This window comes from Pseudomonas sp. UBA1879 (genome assembly GCF_002338065.1).
Classification (GTDB): domain Bacteria; phylum Pseudomonadota; class Gammaproteobacteria; order Pseudomonadales; family Pseudomonadaceae; genus Aquipseudomonas.
In genome coordinates, this window is sequence record NZ_DDHJ01000010.1 from 98,735 (window position 1) to 114,563 (window position 15,829).

Sequence of the window (15,829 nt, forward strand, 5' to 3'; positions counted from 1 at the left end):
AAAAAAGACAGGCGGTAATCGCATCACTTATTTTCGGGCTCCTGTATGAACCGCCCTCTGGACATCGCATCCCGGCCACAGCTGGCGTTGCAAAATTACCTCGACGCGCTGTTGCAGGACGCCACCGAAGAACTGGACGTCGCCAACAGCATCGATGAGTTTCAAGCGGCTGTGCTCGAAGAGCAGGCCCACGACGCGCGTATGCGCTCGGCGGTGGCTGAAGCCGTTGCCGCAGCCGTGCCTGCGCGCCCGTTCGAAGCAACGCCCAGGTCTGCGCCACTGAGCCAGCCTGCGCCCGTGCCGCTCGCGCCTGCACCGCAGGCCCAGCCGACGCCACGCCCGGTCGCCGAGCCCGTGGCCGCCCGCGTGCTGGAGCGGCCGGTCATGCTGCCGCCCGTCATCGCGCCGCCGTTGGTGGTGCCGGTCATCGAGCCTGCGATCAGCGAGCCGACGGTCGCCGTGGTCGAGCCGGTGGTCGAGGTGCACCTGCCTGCGCAACGCACACCGACGCCGCCGCCCACCGCCAGCGATCGCCCGGAGTGGGCCGCCGAACCGTTCGAATGCCTGTTGTTCGATGTCGCAGGCCTGACGCTGGCCGTGCCGCTGGTGTGCCTGGGATCGATCTATCCGCTGGCCGGGCATGACCTGACGCCACTGTTCGGGCAGCCGGACTGGTTTCTCGGCATCCTGCCCAGCCAGGCCGGCAACCTGAAAGTCCTGGATACCGCACGCTGGATCATGCCCGACCGCTACCGCGACGATTTCCGTCAGGGCTTGCAGTACGTGATTTCGGTTCAGGGGTACGAATGGGGCTTGGCGGTGCATCAGGTCAGCCGTTCGCTGCGCCTGGAGCCCGATGAAATCAAATGGCGCGCCCATCGGGGTCAACGTCCGTGGCTGGCCGGGACAGTGATCGAACACATGTGCGCGCTGCTGGACGTGTCCGAACTGGCCGAGCTGATCGCCAGCGGCGCGGTCAAGCAGATGCACACACGCAAATAGCTGTATCTAAAAGCATCATCCAAAAACACAGGGCGGCGCGAGTCCGTCGCCTGAAGAGCACAACACGCAAGGGGTTAGGGGTATGAAGAAGTCGTCAGCACAGGGTTCCGAAGATCCGATCCTGCAATGGGTCACCTTCCGCCTGGACAACGAAACGTATGGCATCAATGTGATGCAGGTTCAGGAAGTGCTGCGCTACACCGAGATCGCACCGGTGCCGGGTGCGCCGAGCTATGTGCTGGGCATCATCAACCTGCGCGGCAACGTCGTGACGGTCATCGACACCCGTCAGCGCTTTGGTCTGCCGCCGGTTGAAGTCAGCGACAACACGCGTATCGTGATCATCGAAGCCGACAAGCAAGTGGTCGGAATCCTGGTCGATAGCGTGGCGGAAGTGGTGTACCTGCGTCAGTCGGAAGTCGAAACCGCGCCGAACGTGGGCAACGACGAATCCGCGAAATTCATCCAGGGCGTGTGCAACAAAAACGGCGAGCTGCTGATCCTCGTGGAACTGGACAAGATGATGTCCGAGGAAGAGTGGTCCGAGCTGGAGAATATCTGATTGATACTTGAGGTTGCCGTCATCTTTCTGGGGGTGTTGTGGGTCGCATCGGTCGCGATGTTCATGGCCCACACCAAACGCTTGCGCGCGCTGGCCACGCAGCAGCTCGAGGCGGATTCGCTGCGCGATCAGCGCATCCGCGAGCTGGCTCGACGCCTTGAGCACTATCAGGGCGGCACGGTGAAGATGGGCGAGGATTTGCACGAGTTGCAGTCGATCGTCGCGCCATTGCCGGACAAGGTGACTGCGCTGGAGCAGCGGGATCCTTCGACGCTGTCGTTCGCCCAGGCCGCGCGGCTGGTGAGCATGGGCGCCAGTGTCGATGAGCTGACACAGTCGTGCGGGCTGACCCAGGCTGAAGCGCAGTTGATGAGCAAGTTGCATGGGAATGGATGATTTCTTGCGGGTTTGAGGTGTTGCTGCTTGTCGGGTGAATATCCATTTCTTCGGTAACGGCTGATTACAGTTCTGCTCTTACAGCGGGTCACTTTTCTTCTGGGAAAAGTCACCACAACCATTTGCTCCTGGCGTGGCCCTGACTTTGTCAGGGTTTCTCCAACACCCACGTCGCGATCTATGGCGTCTCCTGCCAGGCGCCGATTCACCTCGCGGCGCACGGCCCGATGATGCCTGCCATTTTTGCCCCATCCGCCGCTCCCAGAGACGGCGCAAATCCTGTGGGAGCCGCCGGAGGCACGACGGCAGCGATGACGGTGTGTCAGTCGACCCATCTGACACTGACCCAGCGCTATCGCTGCCGTCGTCCCTCCGGCGGCTCCTACAGGTTCGGCGGTGTCCCGACCGCCTTGGACGCAATGCGAATGAACTCCCTCCCACGGAAAATCTGGTGGAGCAGACGCCCCGATGATTCCCACCATCCTTGCGCGAGTCACGGCTCCTAGACACGGCGCAAATACTGTAGGAGCCGCCGGAGGCACGACGGCAGCGATGACGGTGTGTCAGTCGACCCATCTGAGACTGACCCAGCGCTATCGCTGCCGTCGTCCCTCCGGCGGCTCCTACAGGTTCGGCAGTGTGGCGCTCGCCTTGGACGCGCATCTGTGAGCAGTGCGTGACTGACGTCCACGAGCAGGCCCGCGTGCAGATGAACGTCAAGCGCCTAACGCGGCGTAATATCCCGCTCCACCGGCTGCGGATCCGGGTCGAACCCTTCGGGAAATTTCCCTTTCAGCCGCCAGGCAAACGCGATGATTTCGGCGATGGTCAGGTACAGCTCCTGAGGAATGCTGTCGCCCAGTTCCAATCTGGCGAGCATTTTCACCAGTTCCGCGTTTTCGTAGATCGGGACTTTGTATTCCCGGGCGATGGCGAGGATGGCTTCGGCGAGGGCGTCGTCGCCTTTGGCGGTCAGGGTCGGGGCTTGTTGGCCGTCGTAGTTTAAAGCGATGGCCTGACGGGGCGTGTGTTCGGGTGTGCTCATCAGGCGTTCTCGTCAATCCAGCGTTGTTCCAGCACGGTGCGGGTGCCGTGGACGGGCACGCCACGGTTGCACGCCAGTTCTTTCACGTTCAGGCCGCAAGCGACCAGCCGTGCGCGCAGGCTCTCCAGCTCGCGGGAGATCAGCTCTGCCGCCCCTTCGCGCTCGGCCCACATCTGGCTGGACAGGCTGCCCGCGACCAGTTGCGCCTGAACCTGGAGTGGCCCCAAGGGTTCCAGATCGAACGCCAGCTCCACGCGCCAGAGTTTTTCCTTCTCTTTGACTTCCGACGCCGCCGCGTCCTGAGCCTCTTCCCGGTCAGGCGGGTCTTCGCGCTGAACCTTGACCTGCAAGGGCACGATGTCATGGGCATGGCGCATCGGGATTTCCAGCTGCCAGGTGGTCACCTGTGTGCCGTCAGCGTTCATGCGGGTTTGTTCGAGTCCGCCCAATTGATGGCTCTGCAGACGTGAGATCGCTCCGGCCGCGAGTTTGAGCAGGGTTTCGAGATCGTCGCTGCCTTCTGAACTCGCCAGCGTGCGCGACGGTAATGGAAAGTTGGTCGGTACCCGTGGCGCCGCGACCTGGCCCAGCATGCCCAAGGCGTTGCGGATCACGTTGGGCATGGCGCGGGCAAGCGTGTTGGCGGCGGCTGCGTCGTTGTAACTGATGTAGCCCGGCAGCCCCGGCAGGATCTGCGCGATAACCCTCAGCAGGTTGGCCTTCATGTCCGGCACCAGCGTCGGGTTTTGCCCCGCCATCAAGCGTGACTCCATGAACAGCCCGCTGGCGTTCAGCGCCTGAGCCACACCTTTGGCGGTGGTCATCTGCGGCAGGTCGGGCAGGTCGTCAAGCAACTGATCGATGCTCGCGCGCAATGATTGCGAGATCACGTCATCGTCAGGAGATGTCGGTGGCGGCAGGGTTTGCAACGCCGTCAGCAGGCTTTGCAGCGAGCCTTGACGACTCTGCTGCGTCGACAGCTGTTGAGCCAAGGCCAGTTCGTCGAGGCGCTTGGGCATGGCGACGAAATTCAGCGCCTGGCCGTTCTGTACTAGCGCGCTGAGCAGGCTGCCCACGCGCAGCGGCTGCGGGCTGTCGATGGTCAGGCTGGTGCCGGCCATCGCGGTGTTGAGCAACATCACGATCGACCGGTACGTGGCTGGCTGAGTCGCCGCGTTGCCTGTGGTTTGCCCGGTCAGTTGCGCGATGTTATCGGCCATCGCCTGGGTGGTCAGGACTTTGCCTTGCAGCAGGGTGCCGGGTGGCAGCTGACGGATGTCGAGACGGGTGAGGCTGTTGGTGATGGCTTTCTGCAGATCCTGCACGCTGATGGTCAAGGTGTCCGCCGAGCCTTGGGCGACGTTGACCGTAGTCCCCGGAGTCAGCGGCAAGCTGCTGCTGACGGGGAGGGTGGCCTGCCGGCCGTTGTCCATCGTCAGCTTGAGCAGCAGTTGAAAATTCTGGCCCAGTTGTTTGAGGCTCACGACCTCGGCATTGGCCACCTGACCGGCGTTCAGCAGGCCCTCCCGGGGCTCCGTGAGCTTGAGCACTTCGCCCGGCGGCACGCCCGCACGCAGCAGCGCGGTGGCGGCGGCAACGGGAGAAAGATTGGGTATATCGCCTGTCATCAGATCCCGACTCGGTAAAGTTGCGCTCAAGCTGGCATAATCCGGCACCGACGTTTTCGGCGGACGACCGTTGAGCTGCATCACTATAACGGCTGTCACGCCCCCGACTTGAACCGCGGTGCACACCTGCTATCCGAAAAGAAGGACCCCATGTCGATCCCTGTTCTTGAAGCCGTGGCGCTGGCCTGCGAGCGTGACTGGCGGCTGCTGTTCGAGCATCTCGATCTGCGGCTGGCAACCGGCGACATGGTGCAGATCAGCGGCCCCAACGGCAGCGGCAAGACCAGCCTGTTGCGCCTGCTCAGCGGCCTCATGCAGCCCACCGCCGGCGAGGTGTTGCTGGGCGGCAAACCGCTGACGCATCAGCGCCACGCGCTGGCACAGCAGCTGTTGTGGATCGGCCACGCCGCCGGGATCAAGGATTTGCTCACGCCCGTGGAAAACCTCGCCTGGCTCTGCGCCCTGCACCAGCGTGCCGACACCGACGCCCTCTGGCAGGCCCTCGATGCGGTTGGACTGCGCGGTTTCGAAGATGTGCCGTGCCATACCCTGTCCGCCGGACAAAAACGTCGCGTCGCGCTGGCCCGTCTCTACCTGCCCGGCCCGAGCCTGTGGATGCTCGACGAACCGTTCACCGCACTGGACAAGCAGGGCGTGGCGCAACTGGAAGCGCACCTTGCCGAGCATTGCCAGCGGGGCGGCATCGTGGTGCTGACCACTCACCACACTTTGAGCCGGACGCCATCCGGTTATCGCGAGCTGAACGTGGGGGAATGGGCGCCATGAGCCGCGTATTTACCCTGCTGATCGCCCGCGAAGCCCGCTTGCTGTTTCGCCGCCCGGCCGAGTTGCTCAACCCGCTGGTGTTTTTCGCCATCGTCATCGCGCTGTTTCCGCTGGCCGTTGGGCCCGAATCGCAGCTATTGAGGACAATTTCCCCCGGCCTGGTCTGGGTCGCCGCGCTGTTGTCGGTGCTGCTGTCACTCGACGGCCTGTTTCGCAGCGATTTCGAGGACGGCTCGCTGGAGCAGTGGGTCCTTTCGCCGCATCCCTTGCCGCTTCTGGTGTTGGCGAAAGTGCTGGCACACTGGGCTTTTTCCGGGTTGGCGCTGGTGTTGCTGGCGCCGGTGCTGGCGCTGATGCTCGGATTGCCGAGTGCTTGCCTGCCGGTGTTGCTGTCGTCCTTGTTACTGGGTACGCCGGTATTGAGTCTGTTGGGCGCTGTCGGTGCCGCGCTGACTGTGGGCCTCAAGCGCGGCGGTCTGCTGCTGGCGTTGCTGATTTTGCCGCTGTACATCCCGGTGTTGATTCTGGGCAGCGGTGCGCTTCAGGCGTCTCTTCAAGGCATGGCCGCGACCGGTTACCTGCTTTGGCTTGGCAGCCTGACGGCGCTCGCGATAACGCTGACACCTTTCGCAATTGCCGCTGGCTTGAAAATCAGTGTTGGCGAATAATCAGAAACCTGATCGACCGGACAGCTTTTCTCGAGGCCGGTGTCTGAATTGTTAATGTTCGAGAAAGAGCGCTTCGGGTAAAAGGAGCGCCTGAGTGCACAAGCCCACCGTGATGAAACGCATTTTGATGATGGCATTGATGAAAAGCACCGATGAAAGGGCAGCGCGATGAACACCAGCGCCAAGGCTAAACGCGGCCTGAGTTGGGCCTGGTTCCACAAGCTCGGATCGCCCAAGTGGTTCTACGGCATCAGCGGCCGTTTGCTGCCGTGGCTGAGTCTCGCCGCTGCCGTGTTGATCGGTATCGGCGTGGTCTGGGGCCTGGCGTTCGCGCCGCCGGATTACCAGCAGGGCAACAGTTTCCGCATCCTCTATATTCACGTGCCGTCGGCGATGCTGGCGCAATCCTGCTACGTGATGTTGGCGGTCTGTGGCGTGGTCGGGCTGGTGTGGAAGATGAAGATGGCCGATGTCGCGCTGCAATGCGCCGCGCCCATCGGTGCCTGGATGACCGCCGTGGCACTGCTGACCGGCGCCATCTGGGGCAAGCCCACCTGGGGCGCTTGGTGGGTCTGGGATGCGCGGCTGACCTCGATGCTGATCCTGCTGTTTCTGTATTTCGGCCTCATCGCGCTGGGCAACGCCATCACCAACCGCGAAAGCGCGGCGAAGGCCTGCGCGGTGCTGGCCATCGTCGGCGTGGTGAACATTCCGATCATCAAATATTCGGTGGAGTGGTGGAGCACGCTGCACCAGGGCGCGACCTTCAGCCTCACCGAAAAACCGGCGATGCCTGCTGAGATGTGGCTGCCGCTGCTGTTCACGGCGTTGGGTTTCTATTGCTTCTTTGGCGCTGTGTTGCTGCTGCGCATGCGCCTGGAAGTGCTCAAGCGCGAATCCCGCGCGACCTGGGTGAAAGACGAAGTGATGAAAGCCCTCGGTCAGAATCCACGCACGGGAGGCGGGCAATGAGTTTCGATTCCTTCAGCGATTTCCTGACCATGGGCAAGCATGGTCTGTATGTCTGGACCGCCTATGGCATTTGTCTGGCCGTACTGGTGATCAACGTCGTGTCACCGCTGTTGGCGCGGCGGCGTTACTTGCAACAAGAGGCGCGCCGTTTGCGCCGGGAGAGCCGTACGTGAATCCGCTGCGAAAAAAGCGTCTTTTGATCATCGTGGCGATTCTCGCTGGGGTCGGCATCGCGGTCACCCTGGCGCTTAGCGCTCTGCAACAGAACATCAATCTGTTTTACACCCCGACCCAGATCGCCAGCGGCGAAGCGCCCCATAACACCCGCATCCGCGCCGGGGGTATGGTGGAGAAGGGTTCGATGCAACGGTCTGCCGATTCGCTGGACGTGACGTTCGTGGTCACCGATTTCAACAAGTCGGTGACCATTACCTATCGCGGGATTCTGCCGGACCTGTTCCGCGAAGGGCAGGGCATCGTTGCGCTCGGCAAACTCAACGCCGACGGTGTGGTGCAGGCCGATGAAGTGCTGGCCAAGCACGACGAGAAATATATGCCGCCCGAAGTCACCAAAGCGTTGAAGGACAGCGGCCAATCTGCGCCGAACGCACCGGCGGGCGCGTCCTACACACCCGGTAAACAGGGGTAAACCATGATTCCCGAACTCGGCCATCTGGCCATGATCCTGGCCCTGTGCTTCGCTGTCGTGCAGGCCGTCGTGCCGCTGTTCGGTGCCTGGCGTGGCGACCGTGTGTGGATGGGCCTGGCGCAACCGGCGGCGTGGGGGCAATTTGCGTTTCTGCTGTTTGCCTTCGGTTGCCTCAGCTATTCGTTCATGGTCGACGACTTCTCGGTGACTTACATCGCCGAAAACTCCAACAGCGCCTTGCCGTGGTACTACAAATTCAGCGCCGTGTGGGGCGCACACGAAGGCTCGTTGCTGCTGTGGGCCTTGATTCTCGGAGGCTGGACCTTCGCCGTGTCGGTGTGTTCCCGGCAATTGCCGCAGGTCATGCTGGCGCGGGTGCTGGCGGTGATGGGCCTGATCAGCATCGGTTTTCTGCTGTTTCTGATCCTCACCTCCAACCCGTTCAGCCGCATCCTGCCGCAGATTCCTCAAGACGGCCGCGACCTCAACCCGCTGCTGCAAGACCCCGGCCTGATCATTCACCCGCCGATGCTCTACATGGGCTACGTCGGTTTCTCGGTGGCCTTCGCCTTCGCCATCGCCGCGTTGCTCGGCGGTCGTCTCGACGCGGCCTGGGCACGCTGGTCGCGGCCGTGGACCATCGTCGCCTGGGCCTTCCTCGGCATCGGCATCACCCTTGGCTCGTGGTGGGCGTACTACGAACTGGGCTGGGGCGGCTGGTGGTTCTGGGACCCGGTCGAGAACGCCTCGTTCATGCCGTGGCTGGTGGGCACCGCGCTGATTCACTCGCTGGCCGTGACTGAAAAGCGCGGCGTGTTCAAAAGCTGGACCGTGTTGCTGGCCATTGCGGCGTTTTCCCTGAGCCTGCTGGGCACCTTCCTCGTGCGCTCCGGCGTGCTGACGTCGGTCCACGCGTTTGCCTCCGACCCGGCCCGTGGCGTGTTCATTCTGGTGTTTCTGTTGATGGTGGTGGGCGGTTCGCTGACCCTGTTCGCCATCCGCGCGCCGGTGGTGAAAAGCCACGTCGGCTTCGGATTATGGTCGCGGGAGACGCTGCTGTTGGGCAATAACCTGGTGCTGGTGGTGGCGGCGTCGATGATCCTGCTCGGCACGCTGTACCCCTTGGTGCTGGACGCCATGAGCGGGGCGAAGATGTCGGTGGGGCCGCCGTACTTCAATGCGCTGTTCCTGCCGTTGATGGCGCTGTTGATGGCGGTGATGGCGGTCGGCGTGCTGGTGCGCTGGAAAGACACCCCGGTGAAATGGCTGATGAGCATGCTTGCGCCCGTGCTGGTGGGCAGTGCAGCGCTGGCGGTGATCGCCGGGTTCGCCATGGCTGATTTCCACTGGGCCGTGCTGGCGACCGTGCTCCTGGCAGCGTGGGTACTGCTGGCGGGCGTGCGCGACCTGCTCGACAAGACTCGCCATAAAGGGTTGATCAAAGGCGCGACGGCGTTGAGCCGCAGCTATTGGGGCATGCAACTGGCGCACATCGGCATCGCGGTGGTAGCGCTGGGCGTGGTGTTGTCGAGTCAGAACAGTGCCGAACGTGACCTGCGCATGGCCCCGGGCGATTCAGTCGAACTGGGCGGCTACACCTTTGTGTTCGAGGGCGCCAAACACGTTCAGGGTCCGAACTTCACGTCCGATGAAGGCACTGTCCGCGTGCTGTCGAAGGGAGAAGAGGTGACCGTGCTGTACCCGGAAAAACGCCTGTACACCGTGCAGCGTTCGATGATGACCGAGGCCGGGATCGACGGCGGTTTCAGCCGCGATCTGTATGTGGCGCTGGGCGAGCCGCTGGACAACGGCGCCTGGGCGGTGCGGGTCCATGTCAAACCCTTCGTGCGCTGGATCTGGTTCGGCGGGTTGATCACCGCATTGGGTGGTTTGCTGGCGGCGCTGGACAAGCGTTATCGGGTCAGAGTGCGAACAAAGGTGCGGGACGCGTTGGGGCTGTCAGGAGCTGCGGTATGAAGCGTTGGGTGTTGTTGATTCCGCTGGTGCTGTTTCTCGGCCTGGCAGGGGTTCTGTATCGCGGGTTGTACCTGGACCCCTCGGAACTGCCTTCGGCGCTGATCGACAAACCGTTCCCCGATTTCGCGCTGCCCGCCGTGCAGGACGGCGCGCCGCTGACCCGCGCCAACCTGCTGGGCAAACCGGCGCTGGTCAACGTCTGGGGCACCTGGTGCGTTGCCTGCCGGGTCGAACACCCGGTGCTGACCAAACTGGCGCAGCAGGGTGTGGTGATCTACGGCGTCAACTACAAGGACGTCAACGCCGACGCCTTGAAATGGCTCAGCGAATTTCACGATCCGTATCAACTGAACATCAATGACGAAGCCGGCAGTCTGGGCTTGAACCTGGGCGTGTACGGCGCACCGGAAACCTTTCTGATCGACAGCAAAGGCATCATTCGCTACAAGCACGTCGGCGTGATCGACGAAACCGTCTGGCGGGAGAAACTGGCTGGGCTGTATCAGGGGCTGGTGGATGAGGGTAAGCCATGAGCGGCCTTCTGGATCGCATGGAATCCATTGGAGGAGTGAGCGTGCTCGCGATGCTTTTTCAACGCCGATGCAAAGGTGTCGCCTGTACCGTCGTCTCGCGAGCAAGCTCACTCCTACAGGGGCTGCGTGCTTGCGCGATAGCGGTGGCAATGTTGCTGGGTGGCATGAACGTCGCCCACGCCGCCATCGACGCTTACACCTTCAAGGATGACGCCGAGCGCGCCCGTTACACCGAGCTGACCCGCGAGCTGCGCTGCCCGAAATGTCAGAACCAGGACATCGCCGATTCCAACGCACCCATCGCCGCCGACCTGCGCAAAGAGATTTACCGCATGCTCGGCGAAGGGCAGAGCAATCAGCAGATCATCGATTTCATGGTCGATCGCTATGGCGAGTTCGTGCGCTATAAACCTGAATTGAACGCCCACACCTGGCTGCTCTGGTTCGGTCCTGCCGGACTGCTGCTGGGCGGCGCGGTGCTGATCGGCGTGATCGTTACGCGTCGTCGCAGCCAACGCGGCGAAGAGGCCGATGAGCTTTCCGACGAGGAGCGTCAGCGCCTCGCCCACCTGCTGGATAAAAACCACGAATGATCGATTTCTGGCTCGCCGCTGGCCTCTTGTTGCTGGTGGCCTTGAGTTTTCTGCTAATCCCGTTGCTGCGCGGTCGTCGCGCCCAACGTGAAGAAGATCGCACGGCCCTCAACGTTGCGCTGTATGAGGAACGCGTGGCGGAATTGCAGGTTCAGCAAGCCGAGGGCGTACTGTCCGCTGCGCAAATGGACAGTGGCCGTGCCGAGGCCGCTCGTGAATTGCTGGCCGACACCGAAGGCGTGTCCGCCGAGCACGTCTCACGGCTGGGCACGCCATTGCCGTTACTCGCGGCGGTGCTGGTGCCGGTGGTGGCGCTGGGGCTCTATCTGCATTTCGGCGCCAGCGACAAGGTCGAGCTGACCCGGGAATTTGCCGTGCCGCCGACTTCACTGGCGCAGATGACCGATCGATTGGAACGTGCCGTGAAGGCACAGCCGGATTCGGCGGAGAGCCTGTATTTCCTGGCCCGCACCTACATGTCGCAAGACCGGCCTGCCGATGCGGCGAAGATGTTCGAACGGGCTGTCGCGCTGGCCGGGCGTCAGCCGGAACTGCTGGGGCAGTGGGCACAAGCCCTGTATTTCGCAGGCAACAAAGCCTGGACGCCGCAGATCCAGGGGCTGGCCGATGAAGCCCTGAAGACTGACCCCAAGGAAGTCACCAGCCTCGGTTTGCAGGGCATCCATGCGTTCGAGAGTCAGCATTTCCAAGCGGCGGTGGATTACTGGAGACGCCTGCTCGCGGTCTTGCCACCCAATGACCCCTCACGCGCCGCGCTGGAAGGCGGCATCGCACGCGCCAGCGAGAAGGTTGTGCAAAGCGGCGGTCAGGTGCAGGACACGACGTTGGTGGCGGCCCCTGCTGCGCACCTGAAAGTCCGCGTGACCCTGTCCGATGACCTCAAAGCCAAGGTTGAGCCGGGTGACACGGTGTTCGTTTTTGCCCGCGCCGTTTCCGGCCCGCCTGCACCGTTGGCGGTGAAGCGCATGACCGTCGCCGATCTGCCGGTGGAGGTGGAATTGACCGACGCCGACGCCATGATGCCGCAACTGAAACTGTCGAACTTTCCGGAAGTCCAACTCGTTGCTCGGGTATCCCGCGCAGGCCAGCCCACTTCCGGCGAGTGGATCGGTCGCAGCCAACCGTTGCCCAGCAACGTCACGGCGCGACAGGCCCTGACCATCGACAGCCCCGATCAGTAGCGCTCCGACACGCCTGATCGCGCGGCCCTGACACAGTTGAGAATCCTATGTATCGCGTCGCACGATTTGCCTTGTTGAGTGTGGTGGTGGCGTTGAGCGCCGCCTGTGCGGTCCAGCGCCCTGGCCCGCAGAGTTCGGAACCGATCCCGACGATTCCCGGTGGCGCGTCCCAACCGCAGCCCACCCCGCAGCCGGGGACCCCTCGGACCACGCCCCAGACCCCGCCGTCGACGCCGATCCCGTCGGGTCCGAAAACCTCTGCCAACTTCGCTCCGCCACCCGGTGGTAACAGCCATTGGGACGCCAAACTGGGCGTGCACGTGCTGAACAACGTCCCCAACACTTTCTACCGCCAACGCACCTACTACCGCTGGAACAACGGCTGGAGCTGGTCCACCTCGCCGAGCGGCCCTTGGCAGGACACCGACGCCAGCGGCGTGCCACCGGGGTTGAGCCGGCAGTTCGGAAATTGAATCCACGTAACCCTTACATGAGCGGGGCTTATCCGGTGAGCGCGCTGGGGCGCGTTTGACCGAAGTCGGCGTAAACTCTGCGGCGCTGTCTACTTATCGCGACGCGCTTATCTGGTGACGACTGCTGCGCAGACGATCGCGGGACAAGCCAAGGTCCTACAGGGGCATGTATCTGGCACCGATAAAAAAACGGCGACCTGTGAGGTCGCCGTTTTGCGTTAACCGGTCCGGTTATTTGCCCGGGTAAATCTGGTCGAACACGCCACCATCGATGAAATGGGTCTTCTGGATGTCCGGCCAGGCGCCGAAGGTTTTTTCGATGTTGAGGAAGTCGACTTTCGGGAAGCGGTCGGTGTACTTCGCCAGCACGTTCGGGTCACGCGGACGCAGGTAGTTGGCGGCGGCGATTTCCTGGCCTTCCGGCGACCACAGGTATTTGAGGTAATCCTCGGCCAGGGCGCGGGTGCCTTTCTTGTCGACGACCTTGTCGACCACGCTCACGGGCGGTTCGGCTTCGGCGGAAACGCTTGGGTAGACCACTTCGAACTGGTCCCGGCCAAACTCGCGGGCAATCATCTCGGCTTCGTTTTCGAAGGTCACCAGCACGTCGCCGATATGGTTGGTCATGAACGTGGTGGTCGCGCCACGGCCGCCGGTGTCGAGGACCGGCACATGGCTGAACACCTGGCCGACGAATTTTTTCGCGGCGGCTTCATCGCCGCCGTTCTTCAGCGTATAGCCCCACGCCGACAGGTAGGTGTAGCGACCGTTGCCGGAGGTTTTCGGGTTTGGCACCACCACTTCCACGCCGTCTTTCACCAGATCATTCCAGTCTTTCAGCGCTTTCGGGTTGCCCTTGCGCACGATGAACACCGTGGCCGAGGTGAACGGCGCGCTGTTGTTCGGCAGGCGCGTGACCCAGTCTTTCGGCACCAGCCCGCCGTTGTCCGCCAGGGAGTTGATGTCGGTGGCCATGTTCATGGTGATCACGTCAGCGGGCAGGCCGTCGATGACCGAGCGTGCCTGTTTGCTCGACCCGCCGAAAGACATTTTCAGGGTCACGTCTTCCTTGTGTTCGGCCTGCCAATGTTTCTGGAAAGCGGCGTTGTAATCCTTGTAGAAGTCGCGCATCACGTCGTACGAAACGTTGAGCAATTCCGGCGCGGCCTGGGCAGCGCTGCCGAAGGCCATTCCAGCGGCCAGAAGAGAAGCGGCGAAAAGTTTGTTCACTGCGAATTCCTTTGTCGTGTGTAGAAGCTGTTCTTATGGATAAAGCGATGGCGAATGGCCGCGACTATAGCGAAAAAGCCACTGGGCCTTATAGACCGAATACGTCTGTGCTTATGTTTCCCCCGAGGGCGGCGAGGCGGCGATCGAATCGACTTTGGGGAACAACGCATTGCCGCAGCGGGCGCAAAACGCGGCGTTGGGTTCGTGGCTCGGTTTGGCGCACACCGGGCAGTCGTGCTCCAGCTGGTCGCCGCGCATGGCGGTGGCGAGCTCCGCGGTGAAAATCCCGGTGGGCACGGCGATGATCGAGTAACCGGTGATCATCACCAGCGACGACAAAATCTGGCCAATGGGCGTTTTCGGCACGATGTCGCCAAAGCCCACGGTGGTCAGCGTGACGATGGCCCAGTAGATGCCTTTGGGAATGCTGGTAAAGCCGTGATCCGGGCCTTCCACGACGTACATCAACGTGCCGAAGACCGTCACCAGCGTCGACACGGTCACCAGAAACACGATGATTTTCTGCTTGCTGCCGCGCAACGCCGCCAGCAGGTAATTGGCTTGCTTCAGATAAGGGCTGAGCTTGAGCACGCGGAAGATCCGCAACATCCGCACTACGCGCACGATCAGCAGGTACTGCGCATCACTGTTGTAGAGCGCGAGGATGCCGGGGACGATCGCCAGCAGGTCGATCAGGCCGTAGAAGCTGAAGGCGTATTTCAGGGGCTGCGGCGAGCAATACAGGCGCAGGATGTACTCGACGAGGAAGACAAAGGTAAAGCCCCACTCGATGTAGGCCAGCAGGTCGGCGTAGTCGCGATGAATGGCTTGGATGCTGTCGAGCATCACAATGGCCAGGCTGGCGAGGATGATCAGCAGCAGGGCCTTGTCGAAGCGCCGACCGGCCTTGGTGTCTGTCTGAAAAACGATAATGCGCAACTGTTCGCGCCAACCGGTGTTGCTGTCCATGAGGGGGTTCCGAGTGCAAGGTCGGCAGAGCCTGTGACAAACCGCTCAAGAGCGCAACCGCTGATCGCCGATTGTCTGCCGCAGCAGACGACTGCTGGCCTGCACCAGCCAGCAGGCGAGGATGAATGGCGCGGTCAGGGTTGCAAGGCCCAGTCCGGAAAACCCCGGTTGCAGCAGGATCGCAAGCAGAATCGCCACGCCCGGCAGCCACGGCTTATGCCGCACGTGACTGAATGCCAGCGCCGCCAGTGCCGGGTTGTAGCCGGACAGGCCGAGCAGGGCCAGGCTGGCTTCCTGCTGCCACAATGCGAAAGCAATGCCGCACGCGCATCCCAGCGCCGCCCATAACGCGGCGCTGCGATTGGCGATCAACAGGCCAATGCCGATCAGCACACCTGCCAACGGATGGTCCAGCAGAAACACTTGCCCCAAGCCCAACGGTAGCGCCTGGATCATGTCCGAATGGGCCGTGCCCACATTCGGCACAGGCTCGGCGAATATCAGCAGCACCCAGCTGAACAGCACGAACGGCGCGGTGTACACCTTCAGGCATGTGGCGCGGGACGCCCGTCGCATCCAGCCGTGGACCAGCATGGCACTGAGGCCGCCGCAGGCGATGATCAGCAGCGGCGACAGGGGCGAATCATCGAAGCGATAACTGATCAGCAGCCCCAGCAAAACGCCGTTGTAGCTGTACACCCCGGCCTGCCGTTCGGCCTTGGGGTAGCCGCGACGTTGCGCGGTGAGCAGCCCAGAGACCGCGCCCAACAAGGCGCCACCGAGGGAGGAGGGTGCGCTGATGAGGATCGCTAACAGACAAAAGAGGCCACACACCGGGCTGCGTTGAAGCAGGACCTGACTGAAACCGTTGAGCAGCGCTTCCGCCCAGTCCGGGCAATGGGAGGATGGGGCAGGGGTAAGGACGTTCATGTATGTATTCAATAATTGTATTTATTGTATACATATTGCTCTCGATCGTCGCGGCCATCAAGCCGTACGCTGTCTGGTGTAGGAGCCGGGTTGCTGGCGAAAGTGGTGTGTCATTCAGTCGGGAGGCGACTGACCTGACGCATTCGTCCCAGACTGTGTAAAAACTACTGCAGGCTGTGCGCCTTCGGCGTTACGCACATGATGCTGCGTTAAA

General features: G+C 62.4%; 18 protein-coding genes. 13 read left to right on the forward strand and 5 right to left on the reverse strand.

Annotated features, from left to right (window positions below; all coding sequences use genetic code 11):
* Positions 1–45 precede the first annotated feature (45 nt).
* From B3N48_RS09715 to B3N48_RS09725, 3 genes are all read left to right on the forward strand, one after another.
* Positions 46–1,002 carry a CheW domain-containing protein gene (locus B3N48_RS09715; RefSeq protein WP_296182637.1) on the forward strand — a complete coding sequence of 319 codons (957 nt, stop codon included), beginning with the start codon at positions 46–48 and terminating at the stop codon, positions 1,000–1,002.
* Positions 1,003–1,084: 82 nt separating this feature from the next.
* Positions 1,085–1,564, forward strand: a complete 480-nt coding sequence (locus tag B3N48_RS09720; RefSeq protein ID WP_062385949.1) for a chemotaxis protein CheW — start codon at positions 1,085–1,087, stop codon at positions 1,562–1,564.
* Positions 1,565–1,960 carry a DUF2802 domain-containing protein gene (locus B3N48_RS09725; protein ID WP_296182643.1) on the forward strand — a complete coding sequence of 132 codons (396 nt, stop codon included), beginning with the start codon at positions 1,565–1,567 and terminating at the stop codon, positions 1,958–1,960.
* Between the two features lie 724 nt (positions 1,961–2,684).
* Here B3N48_RS09725 and B3N48_RS09730 read toward each other — a convergent pair.
* Positions 2,685–3,005: an EscU/YscU/HrcU family type III secretion system export apparatus switch protein gene (locus B3N48_RS09730; RefSeq protein WP_296182646.1), complete on the reverse strand. Its 321-nt coding sequence runs from the start codon at positions 3,003–3,005 to the stop codon at positions 2,685–2,687.
* Positions 3,005–4,633, reverse strand: coding sequence for a flagellar hook-length control protein FliK (locus B3N48_RS09735; protein ID WP_296182649.1), 1,629 nt, complete (start codon positions 4,631–4,633; stop codon positions 3,005–3,007). Before B3N48_RS09735 ends, B3N48_RS09730 begins: the two co-directional genes overlap by 1 nt.
* A gap of 150 nt (positions 4,634–4,783) precedes the next feature.
* On the opposite strand from B3N48_RS09735, the gene ccmA reads away from it, so the two are divergent.
* The 10 genes from ccmA (at position 4,784) to B3N48_RS09785 (ending at position 12,486) form a co-directional block, all read left to right on the forward strand.
* Positions 4,784–5,419 carry a cytochrome c biogenesis heme-transporting ATPase CcmA gene (ccmA, locus tag B3N48_RS09740; protein ID WP_296182651.1) on the forward strand — a complete coding sequence of 212 codons (636 nt, stop codon included), beginning with the start codon at positions 4,784–4,786 and terminating at the stop codon, positions 5,417–5,419.
* Entirely contained in the window at positions 5,416–6,087 is a 672-nt protein-coding gene (gene ccmB, locus B3N48_RS09745) for a heme exporter protein CcmB (protein ID WP_296182655.1), read from the forward strand. The genes ccmA and ccmB overlap by 4 nt, the downstream gene beginning before the upstream one ends.
* Positions 6,088–6,255: 168 nt before the next feature.
* Positions 6,256–7,059: a heme ABC transporter permease gene (locus tag B3N48_RS09750; protein ID WP_296182657.1), complete on the forward strand. Its 804-nt coding sequence runs from the start codon at positions 6,256–6,258 to the stop codon at positions 7,057–7,059.
* Positions 7,056–7,232, forward strand: coding sequence for a heme exporter protein CcmD (gene ccmD, locus B3N48_RS09755; protein ID WP_296182659.1), 177 nt, complete (start codon positions 7,056–7,058; stop codon positions 7,230–7,232). The genes B3N48_RS09750 and ccmD overlap by 4 nt, the downstream gene beginning before the upstream one ends.
* Entirely contained in the window at positions 7,229–7,708 is a 480-nt protein-coding gene (ccmE, locus tag B3N48_RS09760; protein WP_296182662.1) for a cytochrome c maturation protein CcmE, read from the forward strand. Before ccmD ends, ccmE begins: the two co-directional genes overlap by 4 nt.
* A 3-nt stretch (positions 7,709–7,711) precedes the next feature.
* Positions 7,712–9,685 (forward strand): heme lyase CcmF/NrfE family subunit, encoded by a 1,974-nt coding sequence (locus B3N48_RS09765; protein ID WP_296182665.1) that lies wholly within the window; start codon positions 7,712–7,714, stop codon positions 9,683–9,685.
* Positions 9,682–10,218: a DsbE family thiol:disulfide interchange protein gene (locus B3N48_RS09770; protein WP_296182669.1), complete on the forward strand. Its 537-nt coding sequence runs from the start codon at positions 9,682–9,684 to the stop codon at positions 10,216–10,218. Before B3N48_RS09765 ends, B3N48_RS09770 begins: the two co-directional genes overlap by 4 nt.
* A 149-nt stretch (positions 10,219–10,367) precedes the next feature.
* Positions 10,368–10,811: a cytochrome c-type biogenesis protein gene (locus tag B3N48_RS09775; RefSeq protein ID WP_296182673.1), complete on the forward strand. Its 444-nt coding sequence runs from the start codon at positions 10,368–10,370 to the stop codon at positions 10,809–10,811.
* A complete protein-coding gene (gene ccmI, locus B3N48_RS09780; protein WP_296182675.1) occupies positions 10,808–12,013 on the forward strand; it encodes a c-type cytochrome biogenesis protein CcmI in 1,206 nt (401 codons plus the stop codon). The genes B3N48_RS09775 and ccmI overlap by 4 nt, the downstream gene beginning before the upstream one ends.
* A gap of 47 nt (positions 12,014–12,060) precedes the next feature.
* A complete protein-coding gene (locus B3N48_RS09785) occupies positions 12,061–12,486 on the forward strand; it encodes a hypothetical protein (protein WP_296182676.1) in 426 nt (141 codons plus the stop codon).
* Between the two features lie 231 nt (positions 12,487–12,717).
* Here the strand turns inward: B3N48_RS09785 and B3N48_RS09790 are convergent, their stop codons facing one another.
* From B3N48_RS09790 to B3N48_RS09800, 3 genes are all read right to left on the reverse strand, one after another.
* Positions 12,718–13,716, reverse strand: coding sequence for a sulfate ABC transporter substrate-binding protein (locus B3N48_RS09790; RefSeq protein WP_296182678.1), 999 nt, complete (start codon positions 13,714–13,716; stop codon positions 12,718–12,720).
* 111 nt (positions 13,717–13,827) lie between these two features.
* A complete protein-coding gene (locus B3N48_RS09795) occupies positions 13,828–14,685 on the reverse strand; it encodes an ion transporter (protein ID WP_296182681.1) in 858 nt (285 codons plus the stop codon).
* 45 nt (positions 14,686–14,730) lie between these two features.
* Positions 14,731–15,615, reverse strand: coding sequence for an urea transporter (locus B3N48_RS09800; protein WP_296182684.1), 885 nt, complete (start codon positions 15,613–15,615; stop codon positions 14,731–14,733).
* Positions 15,616–15,829: the final 214 nt, after the last annotated feature.